General features: G+C 68.6%; 15 protein-coding genes and 1 tRNA gene. 5 read left to right on the top strand and 11 right to left on the bottom strand.

Annotated features, from left to right (window positions below):
- Positions 1–22: 22 nt before the first annotated feature.
- From AACH11_RS01125 to AACH11_RS01165, 9 genes are all read right to left on the bottom strand, one after another.
- On the bottom strand, positions 23–3,193 hold the full coding sequence (locus tag AACH11_RS01125; protein WP_341372348.1) for an efflux RND transporter permease subunit: 3,171 nt from the start codon (positions 3,191–3,193) through the stop codon (positions 23–25).
- Positions 3,190–4,842: an efflux RND transporter periplasmic adaptor subunit gene (locus AACH11_RS01130; protein WP_341372349.1), complete on the bottom strand. Its 1,653-nt coding sequence runs from the start codon at positions 4,840–4,842 to the stop codon at positions 3,190–3,192. Before AACH11_RS01130 ends, AACH11_RS01125 begins: the two co-directional genes overlap by 4 nt.
- A gap of 10 nt (positions 4,843–4,852) precedes the next feature.
- Positions 4,853–6,121, bottom strand: coding sequence for a TolC family protein (locus tag AACH11_RS01135; protein ID WP_341372350.1), 1,269 nt, complete (start codon positions 6,119–6,121; stop codon positions 4,853–4,855).
- 126 nt (positions 6,122–6,247) lie between these two features.
- A complete protein-coding gene (locus AACH11_RS01140; protein ID WP_341372351.1) occupies positions 6,248–6,658 on the bottom strand; it encodes a hypothetical protein in 411 nt (136 codons plus the stop codon).
- Between the two features lie 89 nt (positions 6,659–6,747).
- Positions 6,748–7,818, bottom strand: coding sequence for a ParB/RepB/Spo0J family partition protein (locus AACH11_RS01145; protein WP_341372352.1), 1,071 nt, complete (start codon positions 7,816–7,818; stop codon positions 6,748–6,750).
- Between the two features lie 145 nt (positions 7,819–7,963).
- Entirely contained in the window at positions 7,964–8,200 is a 237-nt protein-coding gene (locus AACH11_RS01150; RefSeq protein ID WP_341372353.1) for a hypothetical protein, read from the bottom strand.
- On the bottom strand, positions 8,197–8,841 hold the full coding sequence (locus AACH11_RS01155; protein WP_341372354.1) for an AAA family ATPase: 645 nt from the start codon (positions 8,839–8,841) through the stop codon (positions 8,197–8,199). Before AACH11_RS01155 ends, AACH11_RS01150 begins: the two co-directional genes overlap by 4 nt.
- A 106-nt stretch (positions 8,842–8,947) precedes the next feature.
- A complete protein-coding gene (locus AACH11_RS01160; protein ID WP_341372355.1) occupies positions 8,948–9,928 on the bottom strand; it encodes a hypothetical protein in 981 nt (326 codons plus the stop codon).
- An 82-nt stretch (positions 9,929–10,010) separates the two neighbouring features.
- The gene (locus tag AACH11_RS01165; protein ID WP_341372356.1) at positions 10,011–11,774 is read right to left on the bottom strand and encodes a tyrosine-type recombinase/integrase; all 1,764 of its coding nucleotides are present in this window, start codon (positions 11,772–11,774) and stop codon (positions 10,011–10,013) included.
- A gap of 168 nt (positions 11,775–11,942) precedes the next feature.
- Between AACH11_RS01165 and AACH11_RS01170 the strand changes: the two genes are divergently transcribed.
- The 4 genes from AACH11_RS01170 (at position 11,943) to AACH11_RS24790 (ending at position 15,427) form a co-directional block, all read left to right on the top strand.
- Positions 11,943–12,689, top strand: coding sequence for a DUF6538 domain-containing protein (locus tag AACH11_RS01170; protein ID WP_341372357.1), 747 nt, complete (start codon positions 11,943–11,945; stop codon positions 12,687–12,689).
- A gap of 1,128 nt (positions 12,690–13,817) precedes the next feature.
- Positions 13,818–14,186, top strand: coding sequence for a hypothetical protein (locus AACH11_RS01175; protein ID WP_341372358.1), 369 nt, complete (start codon positions 13,818–13,820; stop codon positions 14,184–14,186).
- A gap of 139 nt (positions 14,187–14,325) precedes the next feature.
- Positions 14,326–14,964 (top strand): recombinase family protein, encoded by a 639-nt coding sequence (locus tag AACH11_RS01180; protein WP_341372359.1) that lies wholly within the window; start codon positions 14,326–14,328, stop codon positions 14,962–14,964.
- A gap of 7 nt (positions 14,965–14,971) precedes the next feature.
- Positions 14,972–15,427, top strand: coding sequence for a BRO-N domain-containing protein (locus AACH11_RS24790; protein ID WP_423228671.1), 456 nt, complete (start codon positions 14,972–14,974; stop codon positions 15,425–15,427).
- A 587-nt stretch (positions 15,428–16,014) separates the two neighbouring features.
- On the opposite strand, the gene AACH11_RS01185 is transcribed toward AACH11_RS24790, so the two are convergent.
- A tRNA-Met gene (locus tag AACH11_RS01185) sits at positions 16,015–16,091 on the bottom strand.
- Between the two features lie 215 nt (positions 16,092–16,306).
- On the opposite strand from AACH11_RS01185, the gene ftsY reads away from it, so the two are divergent.
- The gene (ftsY, locus tag AACH11_RS01190; protein ID WP_341372360.1) at positions 16,307–17,698 is read left to right on the top strand and encodes a signal recognition particle-docking protein FtsY; all 1,392 of its coding nucleotides are present in this window, start codon (positions 16,307–16,309) and stop codon (positions 17,696–17,698) included.
- Positions 17,699–17,743: 45 nt separating this feature from the next.
- On the opposite strand, the gene ffh is transcribed toward ftsY, so the two are convergent.
- Positions 17,744–19,141 carry a signal recognition particle protein gene (gene ffh, locus AACH11_RS01195; protein WP_341372361.1) on the bottom strand — a complete coding sequence of 466 codons (1,398 nt, stop codon included), beginning with the start codon at positions 19,139–19,141 and terminating at the stop codon, positions 17,744–17,746.
- Positions 19,142–19,157: the final 16 nt, after the last annotated feature.

Consider the following 19,157-nt stretch of genomic DNA (forward strand, 5'->3'; position numbering starts at 1 on the left):
CGCTCGGTGCACACGCAGTGATTCAGCGCATGGCATGACTGGCCTCCGGCGAACCCGGTGACGTAGCCGGCCGCACCCGGCGCCGTCGCATCAACAGGTAGGCCGCTGGCACCACAAGCATCGACAGCAGCGGTGCCGTGACCATGCCACCCACCATCGGCGCGGCAATGCGCTGCATCACCTCTGAGCCGGTGCCCGATCCCCACATGATCGGGAACAGGCCGGCCAGGATCACAGCCACCGTCATGGCTTTGGGCCGCACGCGCAGCACAGCGCCTTCCTGGATGGCAGCCAGCAGGGCATCGGTATCCGCCCGTCCGGCGTCCAGGCGTTCCTGCCAGGCGGTCTTCAGGTACAGCAGCATGATCACGCCGAACTCGGCCGACACGCCGGCCAGCGCGATGAAGCCCACTGCACCCGCCACCGACAGGTTGTAGCCCAGCAGGTACAGCAGCCAGATGCCACCCACCAGCGCGAACGGCAGGGTGGCCATGATGAGCAAGGCCTCGTCCACGCGCTGGAAGGTCAGGACCAGCAGCACGAAGATGATCAGCAGCGTGAACGGCACCACCACCTTCAGTTTCGCCGTGGCCCGTTCCAGGAACTCGAACTGCCCCGACCACGACACCGAGTAGCCGGCCGGCAGTGGCACCTTGGCACCCACGGCGCGCTGCATGTCCTGCACCGCAGAGCGCAGGTCGCGGCCGCGTACGTCCACATACACCCAGCCCGACAGCCGCGCGTTTTCGCTGCGCAGCATCGGCGGGCCATCGGTGATGCGGATGTCGGCCACGTCCGACAGCACCAGGCGCGCCCCGCGCTCGCTGACGATGGGCAGCTGGCGCAGCTTGTCCAGTGAATCGCGCAGCTCTCGCGGATAGCGCACGCTGATCGGGAAGCGCTGCAGGCCTTCGACCGTTTCGCCGATGTTGTCGCCACCCACCGCCGTGGTGATGATCGACTGCACGTCGGCGATGTTCATGCCAAAGCGCGCGGCGGCGTCGCGGCGGATGTTCACGTCCACGTAGCGGCCGCCAGTCAGGCGCTCGGCGAGTGCGCTGCTCACGCCCGGCACGTCCTTCAGCACCTTCTCGATCTCACCGGTCAGGCGGTCGATGGTGGCCAGGTCAGCGCCCGCCACCTTCACGCCCACCGGGCTCTTGATGCCGGTGGCCAGCATGTCGATGCGATTGCGGATCGGCGGCACCCAGATGTTGTCCAGGCCTGGCACCTTGACGATGCGGTCCAGTTCGTCGACCAGCTGGTCCTGTGTCATGCCGGGCCGCCATTGGCTCTTCGGCTTGAACTGGATCGTGGTCTCGAACATCTCCAGCGGCGCCGGGTCGGTGGCCGTTTCGGCGCGGCCGGCCTTGCCGTACACGCTGGCAACCTCGGGCACGGTCTTGATCAGCCGGTCGGTCTGCTGCAGCAGCTCGGCCGCCTTGCCGGCTGACAGGCCCGGCAAGGCCGACGGCATGTAGAGCAGGTCGCCTTCGTCGAGCCTGGGCATGAACTCGCCGCCGATGTGCTGCAGCGGCCACAGGCTGGCCAGCAGCGCCACGCCAGCCAGCGCCAGCGTGAACTTGGGCCAGCGGAGCACCACGTCCAGCAGCGGGCGGTAGACCGCGATCAGCGCGCGATTGAGCGGGTTGGTCCTTTCATCGGGGATGCGGCCACGGATCAGGTAGCCCATCAGCACCGGGATCAGCGTGGCCGACAGCCCCGCCGCTGCAGCCATCGCGTAGGTCTTGGTGAAGGCCAGCGGCGAGAACAAGCGCCCCTCCTGTGCCTCGAGCGTGAACACCGGGATGAAGGACAGCGTGATGATCAGCAACGAGAAGAACAGTGCCGGCCCAACCTCGGCGGCAGAGTCGCCAATCACCCTCCAGCGCGCCTCGCCGTCGAGCTTCTGGCCGGGGTGGTTGTGGCTCCAGCGCTCCAGGTGCTTGTGCGCGTTCTCGATCATCACCACGGCCGCGTCGACCATGGCGCCGATGGCGATCGCGATGCCGCCCAGCGACATGATGTTGGCGTTGACGCCCTGGTGCTGCATCACGATGAAGGCCATCAAGATGCCCAGCGGCAGGCTGACGATGGCGACGAAGGCCGAGCGCAGGTGGAACAGGAAGGCGAAGCACACCAGTGCGACCACGATGAATTCTTCGAGCAGCTTGAAGCCGAGGTTCTTCACCGCACGCTCGATCAGCCCGGAGCGGTCATAGACCGGCACGATCTCCACGCCCTTGGGCAGGCTGCCCTGCAGCTGCTGGAGCTTGGCCTTCACCGCGGCGATGGTCTCCAGTGCGTTCTTGCCCGAGCGCATCACGACCACGCCGCCGGTGGCCTCGCCCTCGCCATCCAGTTCACCGATGCCGCGCCGCATCTCGGGCCCGACCTGGATGCGCGCCACGTCACCGAGCCGCACCGTCACGCCAGCCGCCGTGGTCACCAGTGGCACCTGGCGGAAGTCGTCCAGCCCCTGCAGGTAGCCGGAGGCCCGCACCATGTACTCGGCCTCGCCCAGCTCGAGCACCGAGCCACCGGCTTCCTGGTTGGCCTTCTGCAGCGCTGCCACCACCGTGGTGTGTGCGATGTTGTAGGCGGCCAGCTTGTCGGGATCGAGCACCACCTGGTACTGGCGCACCATGCCGCCGATGGACGCGACCTCGGCCACGTTGGGCACGGTCTTCAGCTCGTACTTCAGAAACCAGTCCTGCAGCGCACGCAACTGGGCCGCGTCTTGCGTGCCGCCCCGGTCGACCAAGGCGTACTGGTAGATCCAGCCGACACCGGTGGCATCCGGCCCCAGCGAAGCCTTGGCCGCGGCCGGCAGGCGGGACTGCACCTGGTTCAGGTACTCCAGCACGCGCGAGCGGGCCCAGTACAGGTCGGTGCCATCCTCGAACAGCACGTAGACGAAGCTGTCGCCGAAGAACGAGTAGCCACGCACCGTCTTCGCGCCCGGCACCGACAGCATCGTCGTCGTCAGCGGGTAGGTGATCTGGTTCTCGACGATGCGTGGCGCCTGGCCGGGGTAGGTGGTGCGGATGATGACCTGCACGTCCGACAGGTCGGGCAGCGCGTCCAGCGGCGTTCTGAGCAACGAGTACACGCCCCAGGCGCTGAGCATCAGCGTGGCCAGCAGCACCAGGAAGCGGTGGCCAATCGACCAGCGGATCAACGCGGCGATCACGGCTTGCTCCCGGGCTTGGCGGCGGAGGCCGCGGCCTGGTTGGCGGGGGCCAGCACCGTCACCGCCGTCAGCTGCGGCAGGCCCTGCGTGTCCATGTAGAACTCGAAGCCGACCTTGTCGCCGACGCCCAGGCCACGTGGCAGGCCTTTTGGCGGCGGCTTGAAGTCCATGGTCATCGCGCCCCACTTGAGTGACGGAATGGGCCCATGCGACAGCGTCATGGCATCGCGGCCGAGGCTGTCGACCGTGGCCTCGCCCTGATGGCGCGGTGCGGTGTTGGCGGCATCGGGCCGGGGCTCCTGGTTCAGTCGGGCCCCCACACCCTTCAGGCTGGCCTCCGAATCGATCAGGAACTGCGACGACACCACCACGCGCTGCCCGGCCTGCAGCCCGCGTTTGACTTCGGTCTGCCCCCCGGTTTCGATGCCGATCTCTACATCGACCGGACGGAAGCGACCGTTGCTGTTGCCTTGCTCCGCCAGCATCACCACCGTGCGCTTGCCGGTCTGGATCACGGCCTCGGTCGGAATCAGCAGCGCCTTTTCGGCGCGCATGTCCATGAACTGCATCTGCACGAACATGCCCGGCACCAGACGTGCGCCGGGGTTGGCCAGTTCGAGCCGCGCCTTCAGCGTGCGCGTGGCTGTGTTGACCTCCGGCAGGATGGCCTGCACCTTGCCGTCGAAGGCCATGCCCGGCACGGCAGGGCTCCTGGCCTGCACCTTGGCGCCAGGGCGCAGCAGCGCCGCCTGGCTTTCCGGCACCTCGGCGTTGGCCCACACGGTGCCGGTGCCATTGATGCGGAACAGCGTGGCGCCGGCGATCACGGTCATGCCCTCGCGCGCCAGCAGCTCGGTGAGCACGCCGCCGATGGGGGCCAACAGCGTGAAGCGCGGCTGGGTGCGGCCGCTGCTCTCGACTGCGTTGATCTGCGCCTCGCTCATGCCCACCTGGCGCATGCGCTGGCGTGCGCCGTCGACGAGCGATGCGAGGTCGCTGCCTTGCATGCGCCGCACCGACAGGAACTCTTCCTGCGCGGCAATCCACTCGGGCACGTACAGCTCGGCCAGTGGCTGGCCCTGAGCCACGCGGTCGAGCGTGGCGCGCACATGCAGCCGTTCGACAAAGCCGGTGGCGCGTGCCTGCACGATGACCTGGTCGCGCTCGTTCCAGGCGATGCTGCCCACGGCGGCCACCTGGGGCGACAAGCGGCCTTCCGTGACCTCGGCGGTGCGCACGCCCAGGTTCTGCTGCACACGCGGGCTGACCGTGACCTGGCTGCCATCGCCGCCACCGCTGCCGGCATAGACCGGCACCAGCATCATGTCCATGAACGGCGACTTGGCCGGCTTGTCGAACTTGTTCCCCGGCACCATGGGGTCGTGGTAGTACAAGATTTTCTGGCCCGTCGCAGGGTCGAGATCACCCGCCTTCAAGCCGGCGCGCACGTGCCGGCGCGTGGCCTCTTCGCCTTCTGCAATGCTCTGCGGCAACTTGCCGGGAGCCGCCGTCTGCGCCGGGCCGGTGGCTGGCGCTGCGGGTGTCGCCACGTCCATGCCACGCTGTATGCCGGCCCGGTAGATGCCGTAGCCACCAGCGCCGAGGGTGGCCAGTGCGGCCAGCGTGATCACAAGGGGTTTGAGTGTCATGGTCCTGGCCTCAGCGGGTGGGGGTGGCCGGGGCGGTGTCCGCCGGCATCAGGTAGCGCAGCTCGGCCCACAGGCGGGCGGTTTCCATGTCCAAGCGCAGCTGGTCCATGCGGATGTCGAGCTCGGCGCGGCGGCAGTCCAGCACCGCCGTCAGCGGTGCACTCCCGCCCCGGTAAGCCGCCAGCGCAGCCTGGGTGCGGTCGGTGGCCAGTGGCAGCAGGTCGCGCTCGTAGCGTTGCAGCCGGGCCCGGTTGGCCTGCCATTGCTGCAGCGCGCCGCGGGCTTGCGCGGTGCGCGCGCGGGTTTCCTCCTCGCGCAGGGCGCGCATCTGTTCGACCACGGCGAGGCTGGCGGCCAGGTTCCGGTCTTGCCGGTTCTTCGGGTCCCAGGGCCAGGGGATCGACACGTTGACCGACACCATGTTCGAGTAGGCCGGCCCACGCTGGCTGAACATCAGCTCGACGCTCGGGTCGGGCCGGCGTGCGGCCCGCACCGCCTCGGCCTCGGCGGCGGCAGTTGCCTCCTGGCCGCGCATCAGCCTGAGTTGCGGATGCGCTTCCATTTGCCGCTCAAGCGTGTCTTCACGCAGCTGCGTGGCCAGCATGTCAGGCGGTGCAGCCAGTCCATCGTCCACCGTCTGGCCCACCCACCGGCTGAGCGCGGTGCCGGCCGCCGCGCTGTCGCGGTCTGCGGCAGCCAGCCGGTCGTCGATCTGCAGCACCGCAGCGCGGGCGGCCAGCACATCGGCCTGCGCACCGCGGCCGCCCCGATGGGCGGCTTCGGTGGCGTCCACCTGGAGCAGCGCTTCACCACGCTGGCGCTGCAACAGACCGCGCAGGCGTTGCTGGAAGTGGCGGTCCAGCCAGGCGATGGCGGTCTCGCGCTGCAGATCGGCCAACGCGGCCTGGCGGCCGGCTTCGGCCACCTCGGCCTCGTGCTCAAAACGCGCCGCACGTGCGGCCAGCGTGGCCGGCCGGGTCCACTCCTGCATGACGCCCACCGAGCGCATGGTCATGAAATCGCGGGTCAGGCTGAAGCGGTCCTGGCCGTCGATGGGCAGGTTGTTCAGGCCGATCTTGAGCACCGGGTCAGGGCGCTGCCCGGCGGCAACAGCACGCTGGCGCGCAGCTGCTGCGGCGGCCTCCTGGGCCGGGAGTTGATACGAACGCGCCTCGGCCAGGCGCAGGGCGTCGTCGAGGCTCAAGGGGGCGGCCTGCGCCACCAGCGCAGGCATGCCCAACAGCAGCGCGGCGGCTGCACGGCAAGGGGTGGGAAGCATGAAATCTCCAGACGGACCACAGCGGGGTCGTTGGCCTGTGGCTCCGCGGGTGCGGGGGACGCAAGCCGGCCAAGTAGCACAAGCAGCGGCGCTCAGGCTCGCTGCCCTGTGCCGGATGTCAGGAGATCAAATGCGAAAGACGCAGTGCAGGATTGCGTGTGGCGGCGGAGCGGCCGCACAGGCCACCCGGTCGGGCGGCCGTGGAGAGGCATGGCGCACCTGGGTCAGCGCGGCCACCTCGTACAGCAGCGCCAGCACCGGCGGCGCCACCATCGGTGCCGGGGTCACGTCACTGCTTTGCTGCCCCACCTTGCAGTGCTCGGCGCAGAGGTTGGGCGCTTGGCTGTCCATCTGCTCGCAGCCGCTGGGCATGTCGTCCGACATGTCGACCGTAGCGGCAGCCTCGTCCATCACGGCAGCCATCACCATCTGGCCTTGGCCCGGACAGGCGTAGGCCGATATCGCCAGTTGCGCGAACAGGAACACACCGATCAGCGCGCGGCAGATCAGTGTGTTCAGGGCGCGGGGCAGTGCCATGGCGGCATCTTAGGCCAAGCTCGGGCAGGGTGTCGATCTACCGCCGCTGCGCAGGCGGGGTGGGTGTGGGGCGCCATCTGGCGGCAAGTTCAGGCGGCCAGGTCCCGAACACCGTGCAGCGCTTGCACGAAGCGCTCGACGTGCTGCCTCAATGCCGCTTGCTCGGCGGCGTCGAGCCTGGCGTTCACCCGGAGCGTCAAGCCGTCCGATCCTGATCCCTGCACTTCGACGACGGGGCTGGTCGCGAGGCCGGTCATCGGCGACGACGCGGGAAGGGCGGTGATGGAGCCTCCATCAGCGCGGGGCCCGCTGTTCAGCGTCAGCCGGGCGATTGCCTGCTTGGCGGGCAACGGTCCTTCGGTGTCCAGCAGCACATGCGTTTGACGCTGCAGGCCTTGGGCATCCCGATTCCAGGCGGCGCGCAAGCGCTTGATGTCGTCGCAGCTGATCGCCAGCGGGTTCCCGAAGATCTGGAGGAAGTCGGCAGGCAAGGACGCCAGCCACACCTTCCGGTTGACGCCCGCCTGGTCGATCCCCAAGGCTTGGGCCAGCTTGCGTTCGCTGGCAAACAGCTGCGCCTGCAGGAGCTGCTTGTAGAAGCACCCGGCCTCAAAGGCCGACAAGGGCTCACGGGCCTGGTTCTCCGCATGAATTTTCGCTACCAGGTCCCCTTCGGAGAGCTCTTCGACGATGGCCCGCACGGGCAGGCCCAATTCAATGCAGGCCTGAAGGCGCCGATGGCCATAGGCCAGCTCGTACCGGGGTTCCGGCGTGGTTCTGCCGACCGCTCGCAATGGCCGAACGAGCACAGGGATCTGATTCTTGCCGTCATGCTGGATGCTCCTTTTGAGGTCTTGGAACGCAGCACCGAGAAAGCTATCCCGGTGTCGGCTCGACCAGCGCGACACGCTGATCTGTGCGGGGTTCAACAGCTGCACCGTCCGGGCTGCGGCGGTCTGCGGCGATCGTCGGGCAGCGCCCAAGGTGATCGTGGTCCGGATCTGGACCACCTTCTCGCCCTGCTTCATGGCCGACCGGGCCACACCACGAACCGCCTGATTCAGCCGCGCGCTGCCGCGCGTGCCGGCAGCGGCTGGCGGCGGAGGCGCTGAATCTGCCGCAGCAGCGGCAGCGAGGGCGGTTGACGGTGGATCGATCATGAATGGAAGGCCGGGTGCGACATGCAGGCAGTCTGCCCAGTCGTCGCCGATTTGTCGCGCCGACCCTCGGAGCGCAAGCAGCGCGCTGCCTGCGCTGCTGACATGGCAGCGTGGCGGCATGTCATTACGTCACCAAGCGGCAGCGTCAGTCGCCTGAGAGCGGGGGCAGCCCGCGCTGCCGCAGCAGTTCGCTGAGGCCTGCCACCAACAGCCGCTGCAGCGACGTCTGCTCGCGCAACGCCAGGTCGCTGGCCCGGTACCAGTCATCCGGGCTCAGGCGCACGGCGATGCCGACCCGCCTGTTCTTGCATCGCGTCTGCTTGAGCTTGTTGTCGGCGGGCGTGTTGTCTTCCGCGGCCGGCTTGACGGCGAACTTGCTCAAGCTGCTTGCTGGATTTGCCATTGTTCATTCCTGACTTTGTCGTACAACCAGTTCCAGTACCCGCTGATCTCCTGCGCGGCCTTTGAACTGGCACGTCCCGCTTCCGTGACCGCCAGGCCGTTGGTCAGCGCCCGCGCGTAGGCCCGTCTGTCGCCGATCACCACTGGCGACACCGGCCCGCCGGCGCTCAGAGCCTCGACGGCCTGCGCCACTTCTGGTGCGCGCGCGGGCGCCCGGTTGAGCACGAACGAGAAGGGTTTGCCGGTCGCACGGGCCAGGGCGACTGACCGTGCAGTGGCCGACATGTCGGGCATCGTCGGCTGGCAGGGAATCGAGATGTGATCCGCAACGCGGAGCAGGGCCGCAGTACCTGCAGCGACATGGGGCGGGCAGTCGATCACCGCCAGGTCAAAGCCCTCCGCCCGGCCGGCGGCCAGCACCTGTTCGATGGAAGACGGCTCGGCCCGAGCGACGAACGGCGCCGGTAGCGAGCGTTCGGCCGCCCACTTGGCGACCGTGGCTTGCGGGTCGGCGTCGATCAGCAGCACCTTCATCGACGCGCCCGCCGCGACGGCGAGGTGCACCGACACGGTGGACTTTCCAGACCCGCCCTTCTGCGTGAAGACTGCGATGGTCAGCATGGCTTCCTCCGTGGCACCACGGTGATGACGTGGCGGTGTGTCGCCATGTCACCACTGTTGTTGGGTGGTCGCATCTCGGCGTCTGGGACGGCGCGAAGGCGGTGGGTCATGGGGCGTCCTTCAGGCCGGGGAGAAGGCGATTTGCGTCGCGTGCACGCAGCACGGCGGCGATGTCGGCCGGTGACGGTTCGGCATCCAGCGGCCGGCCGCCTCGGGCGTGGCGGGAGTGGGCGTAGTTCCGGCCGGCGGTCAGCGTGCTGGCATGCCCCATGAGCGCGGCCACGCCTTCACGGCTGTGGGTTGCCTTGGCACGTGCGGCGAAGCTGTGGCGGGCGGTGTAGAGCGATGGGTGACGATCACGGCCAGGGAACGTGGTGCGTGCCGTCAGGCGGATGAGGTCACGCACGCCGTCGTAGGCGGCCTTGTAGCCCTGGTCATCGAGCTGGCTCACCCAGGCGGCGAAGGATGCCACCAGGGCTCGGTCTTCCTTGACGCACCGGGCCAGGCCGATGGTCCGGGTTTCGGAATGCGACCGGCCATTGGTCGCCTTGGCGTTCACCACGACGAGCGAGGTGCCGACCACCTTGGCCCGGCGCCACTCACAGGGCCGCAGGCCGGCGATCAGGGTGGCGACGATCCACTGCTGGGCAGCCCGGGCCCACGGGTTGTGGGAGGCTTCCAGCGCCGCGGTCAGCCGTGCCCACTCCGCCATCGGCAGCCACTTCGCCTTCTGCTGGGCACCTCGCAGCGTGACCAGGTTCACCTTGCGCTGCTGGGCCAGCTCGTCCAGCCGGGCGGACTCAGCCGCACACGGCTCCGGGTCGATGAGGGCCTCTGCATCCCAGTCCCGGATGCCGGGTTCGTGTGTGATGGCGTGGCGCACGGCCGCCCGGTACAACCTGGCCGAGGCCGCCGTGATCGTGGGCTCCAGGTCGCGGTAGGCGATGGCAATGCGCACATTCCTGTCGTCGATCACCGCCATCTCGCCAGTCTCGACCAGCCGCGTGGCATGGCGTTCAAGCCGCGCCACGATGCGCAGGTAGAAGCTTTGGGTCGCCTGCGTTTGGGTGGGCTGGTCGGGTCGCATTTCTGGGTCTTCCTCTGGTCGTTAATGCGGTGCTGCGCTGGCGTTGAAATGCGACGGCTTCGTTGGGCTTGAAATGCGGCGTTCAGCCCGCAGCGGGCAGCGCGGCCGGGCTGGTCGGACGATCAGGCGCCTGGCTCGGAACTGCGGCGACCCTGGCCAGCATCTCTTTCGCGAGCACCCGGTTGTTGGTGTGCCAGCCGGACGAGAAGCTGCCATCCGGTTTCTTGATGGTCAGCTCCTGAACGATCTGTGCGGCCTCCTTCAACCGGGCGACGTCGAGCGGGTAGTGCAAGCTGCTTTCGAGGTGGGCCTTCAGGCGCTGGTACAGCGATTCCTGGCCATAGCCCGCCGCGTTGACGTAGGTCTTCAGGTGGGTCGACGACTTGCCGCCGAAGCTGCCGGAGGCGTTGCTCAGGCGCATGTGGACGTCCTGGGCGGCATGGCCGACGATCAGCTCGGCATCGCCCACGGGGGTGCCATGCACATGCAGTCGGGTGATGACCGTGTGTCGGAACGAGTGAAAAACTTTGTCTGGTGAGCTGATGCCGACATCGTCGAGGTGCGCGCCGAAGACGCGGCTGACGTGCTTCGACGGATCGTCGCGCCGGGTGTCGTTGAGCTCGCGGTGCGGGAACAGCGCGGTGGCGCCCAGCGCCTTCACATGGTCGGCGTAGGCGATCAGGCCCAGGTCGATCAGCGCTTGCGGGATGGGCACACGGCGGATGGCGTTGTTGTTCTTGCCACCCTTGATGGCCAGCACGTGCACGCCTTGTTCCGCGTCGAACTGGATGTCAGAGGCCTTGCGCGTCACCACTTCTGCCAGCCGCACCCCCAGATAGGCCGCGATCAGCGGCGACCAGAAGTCATCGGCCGCACGAAGGTTGCCAAGGTAGCGGACGGGGTCGAAGATCAAGCGCAGCTCGGCGTCGCTGAAGCCTTCGTAGCCGTTGTTGCGCTTGGCGCTGGCGGCCTTCTTGCGCAGACCCGCCGTCGATTCGTGGAAGGCGTTGTCCAGCGGGCTGGCGGCCACCCAGTTCCTGCCGAGCGCGAAGGTGTAGAAATTGTCGAGATGACTGATGGCCTTCAGGATCGTGCGCGCGGACAGCGTCTCGGCGCTTTCGCTCGCGCGGCCCTTCGGCTTCGATGCTTCGCCGTCGTTGCCCGCCTTGGCCGGCCGCTGGGCGTAGTCGGACACGAAACCGATCAGTTCGTCGCGGCGCAGGTCGTGCACATGGGTGGTGTCGGCCGGCCGGCCGTTGGCCACCAGGTAGGCTTGCAGCAGGTCCATGGTCCTGCGCTTTTCGCCGGCGGTGCTGCGGCGGTTGCTGTCCAGCGTGCCGCGCGACTGTTCATAGAGGTCGATGGCGGTTTTCAGCAGCATCGGGTTGGCGACGGCCGTAACCGCCGTCGTGGCCGTCTTGACCTGCTGCACCAGCGCGGCCATGGCTTCGGCAGGCGCGACGCCGGAGCGCACGGACTGCAGCAGGGCCTGCCGGATGTCGGGGTTGTCGCGCATCAGCTGGTCGAACAGTCGGCGGTCGTTGTCGTCCCGGATGTCCCACTTCGTCTCGCCGATGGTGACCGTCAGCGGCGTGACGCCGGCGTGGGGGTGTTTTTCTCGTGTCATCGCACGCACGCGCTCGAGCGCCAAGTTGAACTCGAGGGCCAGGATACGTGCGGTGGACGGGTCGGTCGTGCGCAGCGAGAAGCGGATCTCGCGTGGCGAGCCGTCCGCGCGCATGCCGGCAGGCACGATCCACCTGAGGCAGTAGGTGCCGTGTCTGTTCTTGGTCAGGCGGGAGGGCTTGGCGGACAAAGTGGATACCCAAGGTGGATACCCGGCCAAGAAAAAAAGCCTCGCAAGTCTTTGACTGGCGAGGCTTTTTTAGATTTTGGTGGCGCTTCAGGGAGACTAATCCCCGGCGAGCCCGCGCACAGGGAACGCCAGTATAGCAGGGACGGTTCGTCCTTCAGGTGGTTCCAAGGGTGGTTCCAAGCTCGCTATCATGACCCCATGGTCTTCAAGAAAACGCCGTCCCACCTGTGGGCCAATCGCACGGGCCTGTGGCACTTCAAGCTAGGCATCCCGGTTGCCCTTCGCCAGCACTTCCCCGCGGAGGAGGCCGGCAAGTCCCGCAGTCATGTTGTCGTGTCACTGGGCACGCACAACCGGGCGGAGGCCTTGCGCCTGAAGGTGCCCCATGAGGCGAAGTGGCGGGCGGAGTTCCGGCGCCTGGAGGGCCGGGCCCAGCTTCCGACCCCGCGCCCTGCGCAAGCCCTGGTCTCTCAGGTGCGCGCCGCCCTGGCGGAGGTGCAGGCCGAGCAGGAGCGCGCCGCCGCCGCCACCGATGAGGAGGCCGACAACCTGCAGTCCGTGGCGATGGCCCTTCACGACCAAGCGGAGGATGTCCTGGCGCGGGTGCAGCGGGAGGAGGGCGGGCGAGCGGCGGCCCTGGCCCTGCGCAAGCTGAAGGCCCCGGCCGTGCCGACCCTGCTGGAGGGCCTGGAGGCCTTGCAGCGGGACGCCAGTGTTACCGAGCAGTACCGGCAGGCCTACGCGCTCGCAGTGCGTGAGCTGCTGTCCTTCCTGGAGGCGCCCGACGCACTCCCGCAGGAGGTGACGGACCGGAAGACCTACAGCGGCGGCGCGGGCATCAAGAAGCTGCAAGGCATCGTGGCCGGTCTTCGCTACCCTGAAGCGGTGGAGCGTGCCCTTCTGCTGGCGGTGTCTTCGGAGGAGGATCCCCGGGAAGGGGCCTAGAAGGCCGCAGGAGCGCCGTTCAGGGGTCGGGTAGGGCTTGGCTAGCGGGGCGCCCTTCCGGAGGCTCCTAGCGCAGGAGTCGCACGCTCGGCCCCTTAACGGCCCACATAGAAGGGGACCCCTTGCAGGCCCACCCGCAGGCCCGGGAAGGGGCGCCTGCCCGGCGGTCCGGAGCGGCTGACCACACGGGAGGAGGAACCCGTTTGCTGACAAGGACTTGGAGCCGGAATCGCCTCTAAACCGACAGCCTAGCCCGGAAGATTCCCCTCCCCTCTAAGGTTCCCTTTAAGGAGCACATGCGCGAGGACAGACCATGACCGGAGTCCAGGACACAGACCACACCAAGGAAGGGAGTCCTGCAGGATGTCCTTCAGGTGTCCTGTCACTGCTGGTCCTGGAGCGCCTGAGCCTGTGGTCCTGGTCCTGGTCATTGGTCCCGTTGTCCTGGTCCTTCCTGAAGGGCATCCTGCAGGACACCGGACAGCCCCCCGGAAGGCTGCACCCGGAAGGGGTCCCCCGCTGGTCTCCCTCCCCCGGAATCTGTGGGGAAAATTTGGGAGAGGGCATCGGATGCGCCCGGCCTGCGCTTATCCCCCCGTACCCCCTCCCCGCCTCCTACAGCACCGCGGCAGGCTGCAACGGTAGCCCCCGAGGGCGGCCCGGCCGGCTGGCCTGCAGGACGGGAGGTCAGCGGCCAGCACCAGCACAGCGGCAAGACCAGCACCAGCACCAGCACAGCGAGAGCGGCAGCGGTAGGACAGCCCTGGCAGCCTGGAGGCTGGGCCCCTGCCGGCTGGCCCTGCTGCTGCCTTGCGGGTGTCCTGCTGCAGCCCTGCAGGCTGGCCCTTCGCTGGGCGTGGTGCGTGAGCTGTGGTCCATGCCATCCCCTGCGGTGGTGCTGTAGGGGACCCCTGGACCTGGAGCCTTTCTCAGGGGGTCCCCTAGCCTCTAGCGTCCCGGTCAAGCGACCGTCCACAGGCAGGGATAACGGGTTTCATGCGTGGAAGGATTGGACCACAGTCCAGCCCGCACCATCCCATCGGCGGGAGGTGGTCAGCCCTGGTCCTGGCGGGCACAGTCCGGCCCCTGCCGCCACCTTCCGGCGGTCCTCAAGGGAGCCCCCGCAACATGACCAGCGACCACAGCACCAGCGACCACGACAGCAGCACCAGCGCCAGCACCGACACCCGCGACCCGCTCACCCTGCGCCTGATGACCCGCCTTGCCGATGCCCTGGCCTGGGCCGTTGGTCTGCACCGGGACATCACCCGGGTCCCGCTCACGGATGAGGAGGCGGAGGAGCTGGGGCTTCCTGAAGGGGCATCGGTCCCGGCGGTCTACGCTTCCCCGCTGGGCGGCCTGTCCTGGTGGGTGTTGGATGCCTGGACCGACGAAGGCGACGGCAAGCCCGGTGACCAGTGCCTGAACGTCTACGCCCTGGGCGTCTGGGTCCGGGTCTTCAGTGAAGCCCGCAGGCCCCGGGAGGTGACGGCCTGAGCATCCACCCCGCGGGATCAGAAGTTGTACCTTGCGGGCCACCCTCCCGGAGACCTCCCAGACGGATCACAAGATAGTTGACTGACCATGTGAGCCCGGATCACAATGGGCTCCTACCATCTGATCCCTTCTGCAGGCCATGGCTCACATCGCGTACTTCCGTGTCTCCACCGCTGACCAGTCCACCGAATCGCAGCGCGCCGCCTTGCTCCCCCCGGGGGCTCAGCGCTTCGACCGTGAGTTCTCGGACGAGGGCGTGAGCGGGGCCGTACAGGCCAGCCAGCGGCCCGGCTTCAGGGCGCTGCTGCAGTTCGTCCGGGAGGGCGACACCGTCCACGTCTACGCTGTGGACCGCCTGGGACGGGATGCCATCGACGTGCAAGCCACCGTGCAGGACCTGCAGACCAAGGGCGTGCGGGTGGTGGTCCGTGGACTGGGTGACCTCGGTTCGGAGGCTGGTCCTCTGATCCTGGCCGTCCTGGCGCAGGTCGCAGCGATGGAGCGCCGCCGCATCACCGAGCGCACCGCAGCGGGCCGGGCTGTGGCTAAGGCCAGCCTGCAGGCCACCGGCAAGACGCACAAGGGGGCCGCAAGCCTGGGCCGTGTCCGTGGTCGAGTGGCTGGCGGGACCGTGGATCCTGCGGAGGTGGTCGCCTGGAGGGCCGCTCAACGGGCCAGCATTCAGGCCACCGCTGACAAGTTCGGCATCGGCACTGCCACGGTGAAGCGGTACGTGAGCCAGCACCTGAAGGGCCAGCCTGCGGGCGCCCCGGACTGATGCGGGCGTGAGGCCTGCGGGGCGGTCCTTCAGGTCCGTCTTCCAATCCCCCCTCGGCTCTCAACTCCGCGCAGTCACCATCGACGGCGCCCCGTGGTTCCTCGCAAAGGACGTCTGTAACGCCCTGGGAATCGCGGACACGAACAACATCCGCCGGGGCATGGCCCCCGACGAGGTGGAATCCTTCAAGGTGAAGGAAATGCGCGGAAGGCCCCCGCTCATCCTCAATGAGGCAGGCCTCTACCGCCTGACGATGCGCTCCAACAAGCCCGCCGCCCGGCCCTTCCAGGACTGGGTGGTGAAGGATGTCCTCCCGGCTCTCCGCAAGGACGGGAGGTCAAATCAATGGAGTCCATGGGTTTACCGGACCGCTCCCCGCTCAAGGCTGGCCCGTGGCCGTGCGCCTGTCTGTCAGGGCAAGCCCCCCGTCCGTCTGGCCTGGGACATCCCCGCAGGCCGCTGAAGGCACACCCGCAGGAAGGCCCTCAGGAGGCCGCAGGAGCGCCGTTCAGGGGCTGGTCCTGGCATGGGTGGCGGGATGCCCTTCCGGAGGTTCCTAGCGCAAGGGCCGGGGGATGGCACAGCAGCGACAGCGGACAGCGGCAGTGACCAGCGACAGCGGACAGCGGACAGCGCGCCGCCAGCGAAGGGGACCGGTCTAGGGGACCCCTAGAGCTGCCGCAAGGGGAGGACCGCACAGGAGGCGGGACCTGTCCTCATTCGCTGGAGTCATCCCGCATTGTGGGATGGCGGAAGGGTCGGACTGTCCTGTCCTGATTTTTTGCTCAGGCCTCCCCCGGAAGGGCGAACCTAGGGGACCCCTGCAGATCCCCCCGGAAGGGCGACCCAGTGCCGGCCCCCCGGCCCGTCCTGCAGGCATCCGGAGCAGGAAAGCGAAAGGCCCCGGGCGGTGAAGCTGCGGGGCCTTGCGGGTGGTGCCAAGGTGGTTCCATCCCTGGTTCCAAGAGTGGTGCCAACGTCAGTGGCTACTCTCGGCTAAGTTACTGTCAGACAAGGACTTTTCCTGTTGACATCACCCTGAAATGGGAATGGTGGCGCTTCAGGGATTCGAACCCCGGACCTGCGGATTATGATTCCGTCGCTCTAACCGGCTGAGCTAAAGCGCCATCAAGCCTTGAACTATAGCATGGAGATTTGGCTTGTAAAGCGTTTTTTTGCGTGCGGTCGACCTCGCGGTCAATCCGCCGACAATCGGGGCGTGCCGGAGACTGGGCCGCATCGCGTCTGTACGCGGGGCGCGCCACCCGCACGTTCCGTTTTCCAGGCGCCCGATCCGGGTGCTCGTCCGGGGCCCGGGTCGCCGTGGCCCCCACCTCACGCCATGTTCAGTTTCTTCAAGAAGAAGTCGGCGCCGCCCGATGCGCCCGCGCCGGGCGCCGTTCCTGCCCCCGTCGCGGCACCTGCGGCCGAGCCGTCGGCCGCCGCGCCGGCGCCCGCGTCCTGGTGGCAGCGCCTGACCGGCGGGGCCAAGACCGCCGAGCAGGCCCCCGAGGGCGCCGTGCCGCCGGCGCCGGCCGCGCCTGCCACCCCGCCGGCCGTGCCGCCCGCGCTGCCGGCCACGCCCGTTGCGTCGCCGCCGGTGGCCGCCCCCGCTCCGGCTGTGGGCGCGCCGGCCGCCGGCCGCGGCGCCATGCCGGCGCCTGTGTCCGCCGCGACGCCGTCGGCGGGTGCCGCGCCACCGCTTGCCCCTGCGCATGTGCCGCCGGCACCGCCTTCCGTGCCCGCGGTGATCGCCCCAGCGGTCGCCCCCGTGGTCGCCGTGCCCCAGCCCTCACCGGCGCCCGCGCCCGCCCCGGCGCGCGCCGGCTGGCTCGACCGGCTGAAGAACGGCCTGCGCAAGACCGGCTCCAGCATCGCCCAGGTCTTCACCGGCACGCGCATCGATGATGCGCTGTACGAGGAGCTCGAAGCGGCGCTGCTGATGGCCGATGCCGGCGTCAAGGCCTCCGAGCACCTGTTGGCCGACCTCAAGCGCCGCGTCAAGGACAGCAAGGCCACCGAGCCAGCAGCCGTGCGGGGCCTGCTGGCCGATGCGCTGGCCGAGCTGTTGCGGCCGCTCGAACGCGGGCTGGAGATCGGCCGCCACGAGCCGACCGTGATGATGGTCGTCGGCGTCAACGGTGCCGGCAAGACCACCAGCATCGGCAAGCTGACCAAGCACCTGGCCGATGCCGACCAGCGCGTGCTGCTGGCCGCCGCCGACACCTTCCGCGCCGCGGCGCGTGAGCAACTGGGCATCTGGGCCGACCGCAACAAGGTCGAGATCGTCAGCCAGGAAGGCGCCGATCCGGCCGCCGTCACCTTCGACGCGGTGACCGCTGCCAAGGCCCGCGGCCGCGACGTGGTGATCGCCGACACCGCCGGCCGGCTGCCGACCCAGCTCCACCTGATGGAGGAGCTCAAGAAGATCAAGCGCGTGATCGCCAAGGCCGACGGCTCGGCGCCGCACGAGGTGCTGCTGGTGGTCGATGGCAATACCGGGCAGAACGCGCTGGCCCAGGTCAAGTCCTTCGACGAGGCGCTGGGATTGACCGGCCTGATCGTGACCAAGCTCGACGGCACCGCCAAGGGCGGCGTGCTGGCGGCCATCGCGCTGTGGGCGCGCGAGCGTGCGGCCGGTGCGGTGCCGGTCTACTTCATCGGTGTCGGCGAGAAGCTGGAGGATCTGCAGACCTTCAGCGCGCGCGAGTTCGCGCAGGCGCTGCTGGAGTGATCCGGTCGTGACGGCGGGGGAGGCCCCCGCCGCCCAGGCTCAGGCTCAGGCGCCCGGGAAGCCCGGCGGCATCATGCCCTTGAGGCCCTTCATGCCGCCCATGCGCTTCATCATCTTCATCAGGCCGCCGCCCTTCATCTTCTTCATCATCCCCTGCATCTGGTCGAACTGGTTGAGCAGGCGGTTGACTTCCTGGATCTGCACGCCAGCGCCGGCGGCGATGCGGCGCTTGCGGCTGGCCTTGGTCTTGCCGTCCATCAGCAGGGCCGGGTGGGCGCGCTCCTTGGCGGTCATCGCGTTGAGGATGCCCTCCATGCGCTTCATGTCCTTCTCGGCCTTGTCCATGTCGGCCTGACCGGCCTTGGCCGCCAGCTGCGTGGGCAGCTTGTCCATCAGGCTGGAGAGGCCGCCCATCTTCTTCATCTGGCTGATCTGGGCCAGGAAGTCGTTGAGGTCGAAGCCGTCACCCGACTTGACCTTCTCGGCCAGCTTCTGGGCGGCGGCCAGGTCCACGCCCTTGGTGACCTCCTCGACCAGGGCCACGATGTCGCCCATGCCCAGCACGCGGCCGGCGTGGCGGTCGGCGTCGAAGACCTCCAGGCCGTCGATCTTCTCGGACACGCCGGCGAACTTGATCGGCGCGCCGGTGATCTGCCGCACCGACAACGCGGCGCCGCCGCGCGAATCGCCGTCCATCTTGGTCAGCACGATGCCGGTCAGTGGCAGGGCCGCCTTGAAGGCCTTGGCGGTGTTGACCGCGTCCTGGCCCTGCATGGCATCGACGACGAACAGCGTCTCGACCGGGTTCAGCGCCGCGTGCAGGTCGCGGATCTCGGCCATCAGCGCTTCGTCGATCGCCAGCCGGCCGGCGGTGTCGACCAGCAGCGCGTCGAAGTAGTGGCGGCGGGCGTGGTCGATCGCGGCGCGGGCGATGTCCAGCGGCTTCTGCTCGGGCGTCGACGGGAACCACTCGGCGCCGGCCTGCTTCGTCACCGTCTCCAGCTGCTTGATCGCGGCCGGGCGGTAGACGTCGGCCGAGACGGTCAGCACCTTCTTCTTGCGGCGCTCGATCAGGTGCTTGGCCAGCTTGGCGGTGGTGGTGGTCTTGCCGGCGCCCTGCAGGCCCGCCATCAGGATGATGGCCGGCGGCTGGGTGGCCAGGTTCAGGTCGGCCACGCCCTCGCCCATGGTGGCGGCGAGTTCCTTGTGCACGATGCCGACCAGGGCCTGGCCCGGGTTCAGCGAGCCGACGACCTCGTGGCCCAGCGCCTTGTCCTTGACCCGGGCGATGAAGTCGCGCACCACCGGCAAGGCCACGTCGGCCTCCAGCAGCGCCATGCGCACCTCGCGCAGCATGTCGGCGACGTTGCTCTCGGTGATGCGGGCCTGCCCGCGCATCGTCTTGACGAGGTGGGACAGGCGGTCGGTCAGCGTGGAGGCCATCGTGGGGCGGATCGAG

The sequence above is a fragment of the Pseudaquabacterium rugosum genome (assembly GCF_038066575.1).
Classification (GTDB): Bacteria; Pseudomonadota; Gammaproteobacteria; order Burkholderiales; family Burkholderiaceae_C; genus Pseudaquabacterium; species Pseudaquabacterium rugosum.

What these genes read in the sequence shown, in the direction of transcription:
- AACH11_RS01130 (WP_341372349.1), bottom strand. Translation starts at nt 4,842, where the DNA reads ATGACACTCAAACCCCTTGTGATCACGCTGGCCGCACTGGCCACCCTC.
- AACH11_RS01135 (WP_341372350.1), bottom strand. Translation starts at nt 6,121, where the DNA reads ATGCTTCCCACCCCTTGCCGTGCAGCCGCCGCGCTGCTGTTGGGCATG.
- AACH11_RS01140 (WP_341372351.1), bottom strand. Translation starts at nt 6,658, where the DNA reads ATGGCACTGCCCCGCGCCCTGAACACACTGATCTGCCGCGCGCTGATC.
- AACH11_RS01145 (WP_341372352.1), bottom strand. Translation starts at nt 7,818, where the DNA reads ATGATCGATCCACCGTCAACCGCCCTCGCTGCCGCTGCTGCGGCAGAT.
- AACH11_RS01155 (WP_341372354.1), bottom strand. Translation starts at nt 8,841, where the DNA reads ATGCTGACCATCGCAGTCTTCACGCAGAAGGGCGGGTCTGGAAAGTCC.
- AACH11_RS01160 (WP_341372355.1), bottom strand. Translation starts at nt 9,928, where the DNA reads ATGCGACCCGACCAGCCCACCCAAACGCAGGCGACCCAAAGCTTCTAC.
- AACH11_RS01170 (WP_341372357.1), top strand. Translation starts at nt 11,943, where the DNA reads ATGGTCTTCAAGAAAACGCCGTCCCACCTGTGGGCCAATCGCACGGGC.
- AACH11_RS01175 (WP_341372358.1), top strand. Translation starts at nt 13,818, where the DNA reads ATGACCAGCGACCACAGCACCAGCGACCACGACAGCAGCACCAGCGCC.
- AACH11_RS01180 (WP_341372359.1), top strand. Translation starts at nt 14,326, where the DNA reads ATGGCTCACATCGCGTACTTCCGTGTCTCCACCGCTGACCAGTCCACC.
- ftsY (WP_341372360.1), top strand. Translation starts at nt 16,307, where the DNA reads ATGTTCAGTTTCTTCAAGAAGAAGTCGGCGCCGCCCGATGCGCCCGCG.
- ffh (WP_341372361.1), bottom strand. Translation starts at nt 19,141, where the DNA reads ATGGCCTCCACGCTGACCGACCGCCTGTCCCACCTCGTCAAGACGATG.